The sequence below is a fragment of the Parahalioglobus pacificus genome, from assembly GCF_014652275.1.
Classification (GTDB): Bacteria; Pseudomonadota; Gammaproteobacteria; order Pseudomonadales; family Halieaceae; genus Parahalioglobus; species Parahalioglobus pacificus.
Genome location: NZ_BMYM01000001.1, coordinates 653,024 through 668,677, shown reverse-complemented (window position 1 = coordinate 668,677; position 15,654 = coordinate 653,024). Strand labels below are relative to the sequence as shown.

Here is a 15,654-nt window from a genome sequence, read left to right as displayed (position 1 = left end):
CCATGTGGTTCACTGACCTCTTTATCAAACGACCGGTTGTCGCCATTGTGGTGTCCAGCATCATATTGCTACTGGGCGCCGCTTCCCTGTCCCGCGTCGCCGTGCGTGAGTTTCCGGAACTGGAACGCAGCGTTATCTACGTAAACACAGCCTACCGGGGTGCCAGTGCGCGCACCGTGCAAGGCTTTGTCACCACACCACTGCAAATCAATATCGCCGGTGCCAGCGGTATTGAGTACATGACCTCCACCAGCAACCCGGGCATCTCCAGCATCGAAGTGCACGTGCGGCTTGGCGAGAACAGCAGTGATGTACTGGCCGAGGTGATCGCAAAGGTGAATGAAGCCAGGGACGAATTGCCCCGCGATGCGGAAGACCCCGTGGTTTCCACCGCATCCGGCGGGGATGCGCTGATGTATCTGGCCTTCTCCAGCGATCAGATGACGCCCTACCAAATCACCGACTACCTGGTGCGTAACGTGCAGCCGGATCTGGCCACCCTGCCCGGCATGGGCAAGGCCAATATGTTTGGCCGTTTCCTGGCTATGCGTATCTGGCTGGATCCTGTACGCATGGCTGCCCTAGGTGTGACGGCGGCGGATATCAGTGAGGCTATTCAGCGCGACAATTTCGTCTCTACCACGGGCGCCACAGAGGGCAATCTGGTGCGAGCGACGGTGGATGCGCGCACCGACATGCAGACCGAAGCGGATTTCGAGGCCATCGTTGTGCGCCAGTCCGGGGAAGACCGTGTGCGCCTTGGGGATGTTGCCGAGGTTGAGCTGTCAGCGGAAAACTCGCAAGTACGCACCTACTCCAGCGGCGAAGCCTCGGTATTCATGGGGTTAACGCCCACACCGGATGCCAACCCTCTGGATCTCTCGCGCGAAGTTCACGCAGCGATTCCCCGCATCCGGGAGAACCTACCCGCCGATATGACGCTGTTCCTGGACTGGGACGGCAGCGAGCCCATCAACGACGCACTCACCGAGGTGGTGCGCACACTGATTGAAGCCGCGCTGATCGTGATGCTGGTCATCTACCTGTTCCTGGGCTCTTTCCGGGTAGTACTGATTCCGCTGGTGGCGATTCCGCTCTCGCTGATCGGTGTGGTGTTCATGGTTTATAGCCTTGGATTCTCCCTGAACCTGCTCACACTGTTGGCCATGGTTATCGCCATCGGGCTGGTGGTGGACGACGCCATCGTGGTGGTGGAAAACGTTCACCGCCACATCGAAGAAGGCGCCACCCCCATGCGAGCCGCGATCATGGGTGCGCGGGAAGTGGCCACACCGGTGGTGGCCATGACGCTGACGTTGGCCGCGGTGTATGCGCCCATAGCCTTTATTGGGGGCTTAACGGGCGCCCTGTTCAGTGAATTCGCCCTGACACTGGCGGGTGCGGTTTTCGTATCGGGGATTGTGGCCCTGACGCTGAGCCCCATGATGTGTGCCTACGTTCTCAAGGATGCAGAGCACCAGGGTCGCTTCGCCGACTGGCTGGACCAGCGTTTTGAAGTGCTGATCCACCAGTACCAGAAACTGCTGGTGAGCTGTTTGCGCAACCGCGGCGCCGTGCTGCTGTTCAGCGGCACGATCCTGCTAAGCCTGCCTGCCCTGTTCCTGTTATCACAGCAGGAGTTGGCGCCGGAGGAAGATACGGGCTCGCTGTACGTGGTGGGTACGCCACCCCGCTTCGCCAACATCGACTACATCAACTACTACCTGGATGAAGTGGTCTCATTGTGGAAGGCAATCCCCGAGTTCAGCCACTCCTGGCAGTTCATGTCGCCGGATTCAAACTTCGGCGGAGTCACCATGCACCGTTGGGACGAACGCGAACGCACACAGCAGGAAGTGCAACAGGAGTTCCAGCAAAAACTGGGCAGCGTAGCCGGCATGGAGCTGTTCAGTTTCGGCACGCCCCCCCTGCCCGGCTCTGATGCGGGACTGCCGGTGAGCTTCGTGATTGCGTCCACCGCGCCCTACGAAGAGGTTTACCGTGTCGGCGAGGAGTTGCTCAAGCGCGCGCGTGAATCCGGCCAATTTATCTTTGTGACCCAGTCACTCAACTTCGATCGCCCTGAGGTACAGGTCAACATCGACAGGGAGTTGTCTGCGCGTCTGGGCATTTCCATGCGCGATATTGGCCAAACACTGGCCACCATGCTGGGTGAAGGCGAAGTGAATCGCTTCACTGTGGAAGGCAGAAGCTACAAAGTGATCCCGCAGGCCGGAAGGGGCTTCCGCCTAACCAAGGAAGAACTGGAAAAGTACTACCTGCGTACCGCCAGTGATGAACTGGTGCCACTGTCCAGCGTTATATCGCTAGGCTCTCGGGTAGAAGCCAACGACCTCACGCAATACCAGCAGCTCAACAGCACGACCATTCAGGGGCTGATGATGCCCCCCAACACCCTGGGAACAGGGCTTGAGTACCTGCGCGCTGAACTGGCAGACATTGCGCCCACCGGTTTCCGCGATGGCTATACCGGTCCCTCGCGCCGCCTCATGCAGGAAACCGCGTCATTCCCTATTCTGTTCACGCTGTCGATGCTGTTGATATTCCTGGTGCTCGCCGCGCAGTTCAACAGCTTCCGCGACCCCTTGGTGGTACTGGTTTCGGTGCCGTTGTCTATCTTTGGCGCTGTTGTTCCTATTGCCCTGGGTTTCGCCACGCTGAATATCTACACCCAGATCGGCTTGCTGACACTGATCGGCCTGATCAGCAAGCACGGTATTCTGATCGTGCAGTTCGCAAATCAGCTCTGCGCGCACGGGCATAGCCGCTACGACGCCGTGCTGCAATCTGCTGCCATGCGGCTGCGCCCCATCCTTATGACCACCTTTGCCACCGTGCTGGGGGTACTGCCTCTTCTTATCGCAGTCGGGCCCGGCGCTAACGCCCGCTTCAGTATTGGGCTGGTGATTACCACGGGTATGTTGGTCGGCACGCTGTTCACGCTGTTCGTACTGCCGGTTTTCTTCCTGCCGTTCCTCAAGGAAAAATCAGCAGAAGCTAACCAGGATCAAAGAGCCACGCCCGCGCCTGCATCGTTGCCAGCAGAGCCGGCAACAGGTCATTAACACGTGACTGAAGGGCACTTCACGGCGGGTGGCGAGCGCTACGCACAGTTTCGGCCCCACTACCCGGCGGCACTGGCACAGGCACTGGCTGCACTTGCGCCAGCAAAGCGTATCGCGGTCGATATCGGCTGCGGTTCGGGTCAGCTGACAACCCTGCTTGCACCGCATTTCGAACGCGTTATCGGTGTTGATCCCAGCGAGAGCCAATTGGCTTCGGCTCATCAGCACGCGGGGGTCAGTTATCACTGCGCCCCTGCAGAGAACACAGGTTTACCCGAACACAGCGCCGACCTGATTACCGTAGCCCAGGCCGCGCACTGGTTTGATCTCCCTGCGTTTTGCAACGAAGTGCGGCGGATTGCGTCCCCCGGTGCGGCTCTGGCCCTGATCAGCTATGGGGTGCCGTATATCGAAGATCCGATTAATGCGATCTTTCAGAAAGGCTACTGGCAGGATGTGTACCGCTTCTGGAGTCCAGAGCGACGTCACGTTGAAACCGGGTACGCCGATCTGAATCTGCCGTTTAACCCGCTGGCGGCGCCAGACCACGACTGTCGGGCCTCCCTCTCCCTAGCGGGCCTGATCGGCTACATCACCACCTGGTCGGCCTATGCCACCGCACAGAAAGCCGGCGACACAACCGCCTTCGAGCAGTTCTTTGAGTCGCTCTCTCGCGCCTGGGGCGATGCGGGGGAAAAGACGGTGGTGTGGCCAGTGTCGGTAAAAGCAGCGCGAATCGGCTGAGTCGCCTAGCCTGAGGCACACACCTTCTTGCCCTGCATAGCCAGCAGACCGGCTATCTGGCGAATATTACTCCTGTCTTTTTCCTTGTCGGACTCGCCAAGCTTTTCCCAGGGCACCAGATCGGGGTGGGTCATAAAATCTTCATCCCGTGTGTCGCCGTAGTCATAGCCCGCGAGTTGCTTGTCCGCCATCCAGCGGCGGTGCTCAACCTGTGCCAGCACCTCCATAGCGGACTCATCTGGCGGGAATGCAATGGCGGGTCGCTCGTCACTTTCATCGCAGGCAATGCAGCCATGGCTGCGCAGTTTGGTCGCAATGTGCGCAGCCGCATGCTGGTTAGCCTGTTTTTTATGTGCGGGTAACGCTGACCACGGCACAATAGACGCATTCTCCGCGGCTGTTTGTGCGGGCTCGGTTTGCGCCAACGTATCCAGATAGGCGTTGTGCAAGGTGCGCGCCAGCGTATCCAGTGCGTCGTTCACTACCACGTCGATAGTGATCGTCTCGTCCAGCGTTTCGAAGTACTCAATGGGCTCGTGCGCGGGTAGACTCGACTTGTCGTCAATGATGGGCAGAAAGTCGTCGTCAATAATCTCGGCCAGGAAGGTTTGCTGGTTTAGGCACACCACCATGTTCACCGGCGCCTCGCCCAATTGTCGGCGGTGACGGTTCAGGCGCCGTGCAGCCAGAATGCCATCAACGTCTTCGCGCATCGCCACATAGGCAACGGAAAATGGGGCCTCGCGTTGCAAATCTACCCACTGCGCCTGCGACAAGGTTAAGGGGTCGTGAAACGACGTCTTTAGTGACACCACGCTTTCGAGGTGGGGAAAGCGATAGAGAAAGCGTTGCACACGCTCTCGATTAACGTCGCCGCAAAGTACGGTAATTTGTGCCCGCCGACGGTCGGGGTAATGAGCGGTCAGCGCCGTTTGTAAAATAAGTTCTCCAACCAGGTTGTCGAAGCCCACAAACAGCACATGCATGGGCGGCTGAGACTCCTCCCTGGGCATGTAGTACATATCCGGCGCGCAACGGCTAAACACGTTGCGGGCGATCGTCTGCTTGCGATTGAAGATGCGAATGGCGAATCGGTCAGTGGCGTGGGCAAAGAACGGATGGTTAGCAAACACATCGTAGAGGTGTGGCTCATCTACGCACAGGAATGCACGCAGCCCCACGTACGGCGGCTCCCCCGCAAGATGAGGCTCGTGCCGTTGAACCGTTTTCGCCATTGCCGCCATGTCACTGTCTGACAGCACACGGGTGAGCCGGTCTATCGCCTTGGCTGCGGCAATGTTGGCCTGATCATCGTGGGTGCACAGGAACACTTCCTTGGCGTAAACCACGCGAGCGCGATCCAGCGTCACCGGATCCATGGCATTGCCAAAAATAACAATCGCGCCCCACTTGGCTAGCTCTGCTGCCATCGGGTTCATTGGATCTTTCTCGATCACCACAACCTGTTTATCGCTGTGGCGCAGGTACTGCTTGGCGATTCGAAATCCGGTTTCACCGATGCCGCACACCACCACAAAGCGGCGCTTTCGAAACAGCAATTTATAAAGGGCAATCTGGGTTTCTGTGCGTTTTAGGATCGCCGCCGCTGCGGTGTACAGCAGTACAACGGGGGCCAGCGCACGGGCGATTTGCAGCTGCAAGGGCCAACCAGCGGTCGCATCCGGGCCCTCAAAAATAAACAGCTGAAAGCTGGCGTATACAACGTCCCACCAGGTGTGCTCACTGCCTGCGGCCGACGGCGACATTGCCAGCGCATAGCCCCAGCAGCCCAGCAAAAACGCCATGGCGGCCGCCAAGGCAACAATCGACCATTCGTGCTGGGCCCACAGGGACGTGGAGCGCCGGCGGGCATTACCTGTGTCACTCATATCGCTGACGGTCCTTATCAACGCGGCTCATAGGTTTTGTCGGGACGTTCTATCAGTGCCCCACTCCTCTATCAGTGCCCCACTCCTCTATCAGTGCCCCACTGTGCTGTCATCGCGGGCGGCACCTCGGTACTCATCCGCCAGGTGGCGCTTGTACAACTTGCCGTTATCCATGCGGGGCAGCTTTTCACGGAAGTCCAGCGAACGGGGCAACTTGATGCTGGACAGGCGCTCGCGCAGCCATTCGATCAGTTCAATCGCTACCTCGTCAGTAGCATCGGCCCAATTCGCAGGCTCCACTACAGCTTTTACTTCTTCCCCGAATTCTTCGTTAGGGATGCCGAATACGGCAACGTCAGCAACCTTATCGTGGGTGATCAACAGGTTCTCAATTTCCTGGGGATAGATATTCACTCCCCCGCTGATGATCATGAAGTTCTTGCGATCGGTCAGATACAGGAATCCGTCATCATCCACGTAGCCCACGTCACCGGTGGTCGCCCATCCGTTCGCGTTATACGCCCCCGCCGTTTTCTCGGGTTCGTTGTGATACTTGAAGGAAGCCTGCTCGCCGCTGAAGTAAATCGTACCGATCTCGCCGGTGGGCAACTCGTTGCCGCCATCGTCGAGAATGTGGAGGGTGCCGGACATCGCAGGTCCCACTGAGCCCTTGTGGCTCAACCAACCTGCGGAATCAATAATGGTGGCGCCAATGCCTTCACTGGCGGCGTAGTACTCGACAATGATGGGCCCCCACCACTCGATCATTTTCTCCTTGGTTTCTACCGGGCAAGGGGCAGCCGCATGAATGGCAAACTGCATTGAGCTGACGTCGTACTGGTTGCGCGTTTCCTCGGGCAGCTTGAGCATGCGAATAAACATGATGGGTACCCACTGGCTATGGGTTACCCGATGCTCCTGAATCAGTTGCAACGCGCGTTCGGGATTGAAGCTCTCCATGACAACCGTGGTGCCACCCATGGACAGCACCATATTGTTGTAGTGCAGCGGCGCTGCGTGATAAAGCGGTGCCGGCGATAGGTACACCGTCTCGTCACTGAAACCGAAAATCAGCCCCAGCGTGCCCGCCATGTTGTGGTCAGCCAACACGTCGTCACTTTGCGGCGCGATGAACACACCCTTGGGCTTGCCGGTTGTGCCGGAGGAGTACAGCATGGGCACGCCGTTGGCCTGGTCATCAATAGGCGTCTCCGGTTGCGCATCCGTCGCCTCTTCCCACGACTCGAAGCCATTGACGATACCGTCCACCATGTAGAAGTGCTGAATGTTTGGTGCCGCGTCCACGATCTCGCCGGCCACAACAGCCAGGTCGTGACTGGCGATGAATAGCTGGGCACCGCAGTTCTCGAGGATATAGGCGGTTTCATCGCGTTTGAGATGGGTGCTGATGGGGGTGTATATAATGCCGGCACGCTGTGCTGCCCAGCAGATCTCGAGGAACTGCCGACAGTTAGACATCATCATGCCGATGTGATCGCCCTTCTTCAGCCCCAGCGAACGAAACAACTGCGCGCCCTGGTTGGAACGCTCATCCAATTGTTTGTAGGTGACCATCTCACCCGAATCACCCATGATGATGGCGGGTTTATGTGGGTAGGTCTGCGCAGTCACACTGGGATGAGGCATGGGGCTCTCCTGTTATTGTTGTTTCGTTATTTATAGCCTCACTATAGATTCAGGCCCAGCGCGAGACAATCATCAACGGGGGCGCATCAGCCCCTGCTGCATGGTAGTCGCCACCAATGTACCGTCTTCGGTGTAGAAATTGCCGCGGCCTAGCCCCCGTCCACCGGCCATCGCCTCGGCATGCACCTCATGCAATAGCCATTGATCAGCGCGCAGAGGCCTATGAAACCACAGCGCATGGTCTAGGCTCGCTACCTGCAAGCTGCCGTCCTGAAAGGTGAGACCGCGGGTCGCCAGACAAACGTCAATGAGAAAGCAGTCCGACATATAAGCCAGTACGCTTTGGTGCAGCGCCGGCTGATCAGGCAAGGCTTCCGTCGTTTTCATCCAGGCGCGGATAACCGGGGGGCGCTCCACGGGGTTGTCCCAGTCGATGGGGTCCTCTACGCGCACGTCCAGATCGGTTCCGGTGGTAATCATAAAGTTGTCGTCAAGCTTCCCGTCCTTAAGGGCCAGTTCGCGTTCTGAAGGCAGGCTGTCGGGCGCGGGCATTGCCGGCTTACTGGCCTGAAAGACTTCCCCTTCACCAGGGCGTTGAAATGAGATCGAGCTCACCAGGATAGGCTTGCCCTGCTGACTGGCAACCACACGCCGCGAGGAAAAGCTGCCGCCGTCCAGCGCCGGCTCAACGGTAAAGTGAATATCCTCGCGCGGATTACCCGGCCGCAGGAAGTAGGCGTGCTGTGAATGAAGCTCACGGTCGTCATCCACCGTATAGCGGGCAGCCATAACCGCCTGTGCCAATACCTGACCACCATAAACGCGATACGCCTTTGGATGCATGTTATCCCCCAGAAACCGCAGCTCCCCTTCAGGCTTTACCTGAAGCACATCCAATAGTTGATCCAGCATCTTGTTACTCCCGCCCAACGAGGCGCGTATTATCGCCTAAATCGGAAAACAAATACTCCGTTACGCCCCGCCAAGCTCCCGCTATAGTTAGCGCTTCATTTGGAGCGAGATACCATGACGCAATTCTCATCGCCTGCCGCTCTGCGTGCAGCTTGTCGCAGCGGCGACTTCACAGACAACACGTCGGGACAGGCTCCCGGGCATGTGCAGTGCAATATCGTGATACTGCCCTCGCGCTGGGCAGCTGACTTCCTGCGCTTCTGTCAGGCCAACCCAAAACCCTGCCCATTGATCGCCAGTTCTGCCGTTCCGGGGGATGCATCGCTACCACCTTTGGGGAATATAGACATACGATCTGACGTGCCAAGCTACCGCGTCTTTCGCGATGGCAAATTCGTCGAAGAATGTAACGATATCAAGCACTTATGGTCGGAAGATATGGTTACTTTCGCACTGGGTTGCTCCTTCTCTTTTGAAGAAGCGCTGCTGGCAGACGGGCTCGATGTTCGCAATGTGAGTGCTGGGGTCAACGTGCCCATGTACCGCACCAATATCGACTGCTCACCCGCAGGTCCCTTCGCAGGAAAAATGGTCGTGAGTATGCGGCCATTTGCCGCTGCAGATGCCATTCGCGCCGTGCAAATCTGCACGCGTTTCCCCTCTGTGCATGGCGCCCCGATCCACCTGGGTGACCCCGCTCAGATTGGAATTACAGATTTGGACACGCCGGATTATGGCGATGCCATAACGATGAAAGATGGCGAGCTGCCGGTATTTTGGGCCTGTGGTGTGACCCCTCAGGTTGCGCTGGAGAATGCCAAGCCGCCGCTGGCCGTGACACACAGCCCCGGTTGCATGCTGGTGTCCGATTTACGCAACAGCCAACTGGCGGTGATGTAACACAGCCATAACAGGGTAAGGAGTCGCCAATGCTGCTCAATTGTGATCTGGGTGAAAGCTTCGGCAGCTGGTCCATGGGAATGGACTCGCAGGTCATGCCACACATCGATCAGGCCAATATTGCCTGCGGTTTTCATGGCGGTGACCCCCTAACCCTGCAAAAAACACTGGAACTGGCATCCGAGCACGGTGTCACCGTGGGTGCACATCCGGCGTACCCCGATCTGGTTGGTTTCGGACGGCGGAGCATGAACCTGTCACGCGAGGAAACCATCGCCGCAGTGCAGTATCAGGTCAGTGCACTGGACGGTATGGCAGCCTGCCATGGCCTCACACTCAGCTACGTGAAGCCCCACGGCGCGCTGTACAACGACATGATGGCCAAGTCCGAGGTTCGCGAGGCCATCATGGCCGCCATCGCAGGCTATCACCGACCACTGCCGCTGATGCTACAAGCCACACCCGCCAGCCAGTCTCACCGAGAAGAAGCCGGCGCCGCTGGCATTACCGTGCTGTTCGAAGCCTTTGCTGATCGCTGCTACGACGACAATGGGCAGCTGCTCTCGCGTCGCAAGCCCGGCGCAGTCCACGACAAACCGCGCATGCTGGCACAGGTCGAACAACTGCTGACACAGGGCACGGTCACTACGGTGAGCGAACAGACACTGACGCTGGACGCTGACACGCTGTGCGTTCACGGCGACAACATGGAAGGCGTGCAGGCCATCCGGGATATTCGCGCCCTGGTGGACGCTGCCTGACTATGCGCATTCACCCGGCAGGTGAAAACGCTCTCATCGTCTATCTGGGCGAGGCTGCGACGCCAGTGGTATCGGCGCAGGTGCAGGCGCTGGCCGAAGGTCTCCAGCAACAACTGGGCGCTGACTTAATCGACGTCGTGCCCTCCTACGCATCTTTGCTCGTTATTTATGACCCTCTGACCACCGATCACATGGCAGTCTCACGCTGCATACGCGCTGTAGTCGCACAGGGAACGGACACAGAGACAGGCGGCGGTGCGCTTATCGAACTGCCCGTTTACTACCACAGCGAGGTCGGCGAAGACCTGGAATCGTTGGCAGAGGCCGCGCAGTTATCGATAGACGATGTCATCGGACTGCACAGCGGCGCCGAGTACCGCGTGTACGCTATCGGCTTCGCGCCGGGTTTTGCCTACCTCGGTGAAGTTGACGAGCGCATTGCTGCGCCCAGACTGGCCACACCGCGCCAGCGCGTACCCAGAGGCGCAGTGGCTATCGCTGACCGGCAAACCGCCGTGTACCCCGCACCCTCACCCGGTGGCTGGAATCTGATTGGTCGATGCCCGATTCGCATGTTTGATCCCGATGCCACGCCAACCATGCCCGTGGGTGTTGGCGATCGCGTGCGCTTCGTTCCGGTGACACGCGAGGAGTACCTCACCTTGGGCGGGGAGTTGTAATGGGCTTCACGGTCAAACAACCGGGCATGTTGGCACTGCTGCAGGACGCGGGACGATTCGGTCAGCATCGCATTGGCCTAACCACCGGCGGACCACTGGACAAACGGGCGTTCGATCTGTGCAACGCCCTGCTCGAAAACCCCGTCGGCACCACCGCTGTCGAGTTGAGTTTTGGCGGCCTCGAACTGGTCGCCACCGAAGACACCTTTATCTGCGTGACCGGTGCAGACGCTCCGTTGACGATTGCCGGTGAAGAACAGCCTCTCTACACCGTATTGCCAGTACGCGCTGGGGATACGGTTCATCTGGGATTCTCGGAAAATGGCTGTCGCAGTTACCTGGGCGTGGCCGATGGTTTTAAGGTGACTGAGAGTTTTGGCAGTACATCAACGGTTGTACGCGAAGGCATCGGCGGGCTGCAAGGCGGCAAACTGGAAGCGGGCGATACGCTGCACTGCAGTGCGATCAGCACCCGCAAGCAACTTCAACTGCCGGCGCAGCACCGCCCCGTATACAGTGATGAGCTGACCGTGCGGGTGATTCCGGGGTATCAGCTATCCCATTTCCCGCGCTATCAACAGCGGCGATTCTTCAGCCTGCCCTACACCGTATCTACCCGCAGCGATCGTATGGGCTATCGCATGGAAGGCCCGGAAATCAGCTGTGATATTCAGGGCATATTGTCAGAGGGAATCTGTCTGGGCGCCATTCAGGTACCGGCTGATGGCCAGCCGATCGTACTACTCAATGACCGACAAACCATTGGCGGCTACCCAAAAATCGGCGCCGCGCTGTCACTGGATCTGGCGCTTCTGGCGCAGCTGCGTCCAGGGCAGCAGGTGCACTTTACGCCGATATCGCAGCACGAAGCACACAACGCGCTGCACCTTGCCGCCAACAACAACGTCACCGCTTTGTTTGAGGACCTGGGCACATGAATGATCTCGAGCTGAGTCGGGCTATCGAGGATGTCCTGGTGGCGCGCAACCCCAGAGGCATGAAAACGCTGCAGGCGGCCATGACGCCCGGGTACTACCTGCGAGCTGCACAACTGCTAGAGAATATCGAAGGCAACGTGATTATCGGCACGGGCTTCCCCGTGGCCGGTAGCTTTGAAACTGACGGGCCGGTGGGCGCGATTGCGTTATATGAAGCGCTTGAGTCACTGGGCGCCACCCCGTGGATCGCCTGCGCCCCACCCCTGGCCGATCGAATCAGCGACCGCTACCGCGTGGTGTCCTTAACGATCACGGATGTGGATTCAGCCATCACGGAAGCGCGCGAGCAGCTGGCCAAGCTGCAACCCAAGGCGGTGATTTCCATCGAGCGACCCGGCCTGACTGAGGACGGCCGTTACTACAATATGCGCGGCGTTGATATCAGCGAACACTGCGGGGTCTTCGATCCGTTTATCACGGAGGCCAACTGCCCCACGATTGGCGCGGGCGATGGCGGTAACGAAATCGGCATGGGCAACCTGCGCGAAACGGTAGCTGGGCTGTCGATCAATGGCGCAATAACGACCTGCGATGAGCTGGTGATCGCCGACGTCTCCAATTGGGCGGCCTATGGCCTGATCGCACTGTTGGGCAGATGGGCAGGACGCGACCTGCTTTCGCAGATACAACCTGTCACCATTCTCGAATACCTGTCCGAGCTGGGCAGCGTGGATGGGGTGACTGGCGAAAATACAATCACTGAAGACGGCATGGCTGCCAGCGAAGGCTTAGCCGTGCTCAGGGAGCTACAAACCCTGGTGGCTGACACCGAAGCAGCTGCAAGCTAACGACGAGGAACGGATAAGCGTAATGAGCATCGTATACCTGAACGGCGACTACATGCCGATGGATAAAGCACGTATTTCTCCCATGGACCGCGGCTTTTTATTTGGCGACGGCATTTATGAGGTCGTGCCCTCTTACAACGGCAAATTGGTCGGCTTTGGCCCCCACCTGGATCGGATGCAGGATGGCATCGATGCACTGGAGATCCAGCTCAAAATTGATCGCGATGAATGGAAGGCCATCGCGGACGAACTGATGAGCCGCAATGGCGGCGGCAATCTGGGCGTGTATTTTCATGTGAGCCGTGGCGCCGACAGCAAGCGCCATCACGCCTACCCCGAGAACATCACCCCCACGCTCTACGCCTTTGCCTTTGAGATCGCGCCGCCGCCGATCCCTGAGAAGGCAAGCGCCGCGTGCTACACCGTATCGACCACCGAAGACCTTCGCTGGAAGCGCTGCAATATCAAATCCACTGCCCTGCTGGGCAATGTCATGCATTACCAGCATGGCCACTCACGCGGACACAGCGAAACCATTCTCTACAACGAAGACCGGGAGCTCACAGAAGCCGCGGCGTGTAATGTTTTCGTGATCAAGGACGGCGTGGTTGCCACACCCAATCTGGATTACCAGAAGCTGCCCGGTATCACGCGGCTGATGCTGCTGGATATCCTGCGCAAGGACGGCGGCATCCCCGTTGAAGAACGGGTGGTCATGCTGGACGAGCTGGATAGCGCAGATGAAGTCTGGATCACCAGCTCCAGTAAAGAGATTGCACCCGTCACAGAGATCGATGGCAAAGCCGTCGGCAATGGTGAGGTCGGGGACGTCTGGCTGGCTGCACAAACCCTGTATACCGCGCACAAGTTCGACTACTGATGAGCAGACCCAGCCGCGCCCTTATCGATCTGGACGCTCTCCAGAACAATCTGAGAGTGGCGCGTGCGCTTGCGCCAGGACGAAAGGTCATGGCCGTGGTCAAGGCCAACGCTTACGGCCACGGTACCGAGGTGATCGGGCGGGCGCTGGATCAATTCGTTGACGCCATGGCAGTCGCTTGCCTGGAAGAAGCGCTCACCTTACGACAGGCCGGGATTACATCGCCGGTGCTGCTGCTGGAGGGCCTTTTCGAGGAGTCGGAGATTCAGGCTGCCGCCGAACATGGCTTATGGCTCACCATCGATAACGAAGCGCAGGTCAGATGGCTGGAGAAATCCCGTCTCAGCACACCCGTGAAGTGCTGGCTAAAAATCGACACCGGCATGCACCGGTTAGGTGTACAACCCGAGAACGTTGCCGGCGTGCATCGGCGCCTTAGTGCCTGCGACAATGTATCTGGCGATCCCGTGCTCTGCACACACTTTGCATCGGCAGATGATGTGAGCAGTGGGCAAACACTGCAGCAGCTGGAGCGATTCGAGCAGGCAACAGCCGGACTGCCGGGCAGTCGCAGTGCGGCAAACTCTGCGGGTGTTTTGGCCTGGCCTAAAGCGCACTACGACTGGATTCGGCCCGGCTACATGCTCTACGGCAACTCCCCGATGACCGTGCCACATGTCAATACCGATCCGCTGAAGCCGGTCATGACCTTGAGCTCTCGCGTTATTTCTGTGCGCGAAATCGCTATCGGGGAAACCGTGGGTTATGGAGCGACCTGGACCGCAGAGCGGCCATCGCGTATCGCCACTGTCGCTGTGGGCTATGGTGATGGCTACCCGCGTCTGGCACGCAATGGCACGCCAACGCTGGTAAACGGCCAGAGAGCACCACTGGTAGGCCGTGTCTCTATGGACATGATCACTATCGACGTGACAGACCTGCCCGCTGCACGGCAAGGCGATGCCGTCACGCTGTGGGGGCCAGAACTCCCGGTGGACGAGATCGCCGACTGTGCCGGCACCATTGGTTATGAGCTCACCACACGCATGCCCATGCGTACGCCCCGTGTACTCACCAGCGGGTAATGAGCTGTGCTGAATCGGCAGACGCTGGAACGGGATTTCTTTCGCCGCTTGAATAGCGTGGTTGAACCCGCCGTCATGCGCGGCATAGGCTCACCCTCATTCACGCCCGCAGCGCTCATCGTCCTCGAGAGCACCGGCTTTAAATCGGGCGCAATCCGTCGCACTCCACTACTGTCTCTCAGACTGGGGCCTTATACATTGATCAGCACTGCTCGCGGCGACCGGTCTTTCTGGGTAAAGAATCTGCGCAAACAGCCAGACGTGGTGTTCTACCGCGGGGGCAAAGCCAGACCCGCACGTGCCTTTGTACTTAGCGCTGGCAAGCGCTACCGCCGGCCCAAGTCATTTCCCGACTGGCTGGGCGCACTCTGTGATGTGCTGCATCACTACACACAGCGCGGCTGGTGTTTCGCCATATTGAGTCCGCGCGAAACAGGCTGAAGATCTATACCTGTCCACGCTGTTGCCCTACTCCACTGCCGTTTTCCCCTCTAACGCTGGCACCGGAGTCAGCGCTATGCCACTGTCTAGTACGCAAGTTCGATGGCTACCAGCCGGCCAGGGCCGAGCTAATCCATGGGCAAGTGCATACCGTAGCTACAGTATAAGAATCAAAACAGCGGGGAGTGACAGGGCAATGGCCGAGACTGAGATACCCACGGAAATGAGCGCACCGGATACGCCGGCCCTGCGCCTTGCCCGGCACTTGGGTTACCACGGCCTGCTCGCCCTGGGCGCATTGGCACTATTTGCCGCAGCAGACAGCTGGTTTGTACTGACAGGACTAGGAATGGCCCAGGCACTGTGTGTGGTGACCGGTATCCTGGCGGGCGCTACGATACCCACTCTGGTGCACGAGTGGTTTCACTATCTGGGCGCTCGCGTGAGCGGCGCTGATTATACGATCCCCCGCAAACTCGGCCTGTTCGTTTACGACTGGAACTTCCAAACCAATACCTTGAAGCAATTCTTCGTGATGAGTATTGGCGGGACAGTCGGCAGCCTGCTGGCTATCGGCCTGCTGCTGCTTAATCTCCCTGCAGATAGCGCCGGACGCGCAGTGCTGTTGGCGACTGCCATTGCCAGCATGGGCTTTGCAGGTACTATTGAATGGCCGGTACTGCTGCGCACCCGCCAAAGCGGCGAACCCCTCACGGAACTGGCCAAGACGGACCTCGGCGTTATCCGCCGGGCCTTCGTGGTTGCCGGTGTCGTCGGACTCGTAAGCTACTCGCTCATCTACTGAGTACGCACAACGGGGCTGTACCTCAGCCGCGCCACTCC

At 58.8% G+C, this 15,654-nt stretch carries 14 protein-coding genes; 11 read left to right on the top strand and 3 right to left on the bottom strand.

Translation table 11 applies throughout. The features are described from left to right. Positions 1-2: 2 nt before the first annotated feature. Both IE089_RS03145 and IE089_RS03140 read left to right on the top strand, forming a co-directional pair. A complete protein-coding gene (locus IE089_RS03145; RefSeq protein WP_189475067.1) occupies positions 3-3,086 on the top strand; it encodes an efflux RND transporter permease subunit in 3,084 nt (1,027 codons plus the stop codon). 3 nt (positions 3,087-3,089) lie between these two features. Further along, positions 3,090-3,830, top strand: a complete 741-nt coding sequence (locus IE089_RS03140) for a class I SAM-dependent methyltransferase (protein ID WP_189475065.1) — start codon at positions 3,090-3,092, stop codon at positions 3,828-3,830. A gap of 5 nt (positions 3,831-3,835) precedes the next feature. Here IE089_RS03140 and IE089_RS03135 read toward each other — a convergent pair whose 3' ends face one another. The 3 genes from IE089_RS03135 to IE089_RS03125 form a co-directional block, all read right to left on the bottom strand. Further along, complete coding sequence (locus tag IE089_RS03135) at positions 3,836-5,719, bottom strand: NAD-binding protein (RefSeq protein ID WP_189475063.1); 1,884 nt, start codon at positions 5,717-5,719, stop codon at positions 3,836-3,838. Between the two features lie 90 nt (positions 5,720-5,809). Further along, on the bottom strand, positions 5,810-7,366 hold the full coding sequence (locus tag IE089_RS03130; RefSeq protein WP_189475061.1) for an acyl-CoA synthetase: 1,557 nt from the start codon (positions 7,364-7,366) through the stop codon (positions 5,810-5,812). Positions 7,367-7,438: 72 nt separating this feature from the next. Next, entirely contained in the window at positions 7,439-8,278 is an 840-nt protein-coding gene (locus IE089_RS03125) for an acyl-CoA thioesterase (RefSeq protein WP_189475059.1), read from the bottom strand. A 114-nt stretch (positions 8,279-8,392) separates the two neighbouring features. Here IE089_RS03125 and IE089_RS03120 point away from each other — a divergent pair, with 114 nt between their 5' ends. The 9 genes from IE089_RS03120 (at position 8,393) to IE089_RS03080 (ending at position 15,616) form a co-directional block, all read left to right on the top strand. Then, positions 8,393-9,178, top strand: coding sequence for a putative hydro-lyase (locus IE089_RS03120; protein WP_189475057.1), 786 nt, complete (start codon positions 8,393-8,395; stop codon positions 9,176-9,178). A gap of 29 nt (positions 9,179-9,207) precedes the next feature. Continuing rightward, entirely contained in the window at positions 9,208-9,939 is a 732-nt protein-coding gene (locus tag IE089_RS03115; protein WP_189475055.1) for a 5-oxoprolinase subunit PxpA, read from the top strand. Positions 9,940-9,941: 2 nt separating this feature from the next. After that, a complete protein-coding gene (gene pxpB / locus IE089_RS03110) occupies positions 9,942-10,619 on the top strand; it encodes a 5-oxoprolinase subunit PxpB (RefSeq protein ID WP_189475053.1) in 678 nt (225 codons plus the stop codon). After that, on the top strand, positions 10,619-11,557 hold the full coding sequence (locus IE089_RS03105; protein WP_189475051.1) for a 5-oxoprolinase subunit C family protein: 939 nt from the start codon (positions 10,619-10,621) through the stop codon (positions 11,555-11,557). Before pxpB ends, IE089_RS03105 begins: the two co-directional genes overlap by 1 nt. Beyond that, positions 11,554-12,405: a glutamate cyclase domain-containing protein gene (locus IE089_RS03100; RefSeq protein ID WP_189475049.1), complete on the top strand. Its 852-nt coding sequence runs from the start codon at positions 11,554-11,556 to the stop codon at positions 12,403-12,405. The genes IE089_RS03105 and IE089_RS03100 overlap by 4 nt, the downstream gene beginning before the upstream one ends. A 22-nt stretch (positions 12,406-12,427) precedes the next feature. Continuing rightward, positions 12,428-13,285, top strand: a complete 858-nt coding sequence (locus tag IE089_RS03095) for an aminotransferase class IV (RefSeq protein WP_189475047.1) — start codon at positions 12,428-12,430, stop codon at positions 13,283-13,285. Further along, entirely contained in the window at positions 13,285-14,370 is a 1,086-nt protein-coding gene (gene alr / locus IE089_RS03090; protein WP_189475044.1) for an alanine racemase, read from the top strand. Before IE089_RS03095 ends, alr begins: the two co-directional genes overlap by 1 nt. A gap of 6 nt (positions 14,371-14,376) precedes the next feature. Further along, the gene (locus tag IE089_RS03085) at positions 14,377-14,811 is read left to right on the top strand and encodes a nitroreductase/quinone reductase family protein (RefSeq protein ID WP_189475042.1); all 435 of its coding nucleotides are present in this window, start codon (positions 14,377-14,379) and stop codon (positions 14,809-14,811) included. Between the two features lie 196 nt (positions 14,812-15,007). After that, entirely contained in the window at positions 15,008-15,616 is a 609-nt protein-coding gene (locus IE089_RS03080; protein WP_189475040.1) for a hypothetical protein, read from the top strand. Positions 15,617-15,654 lie beyond the last annotated feature (38 nt).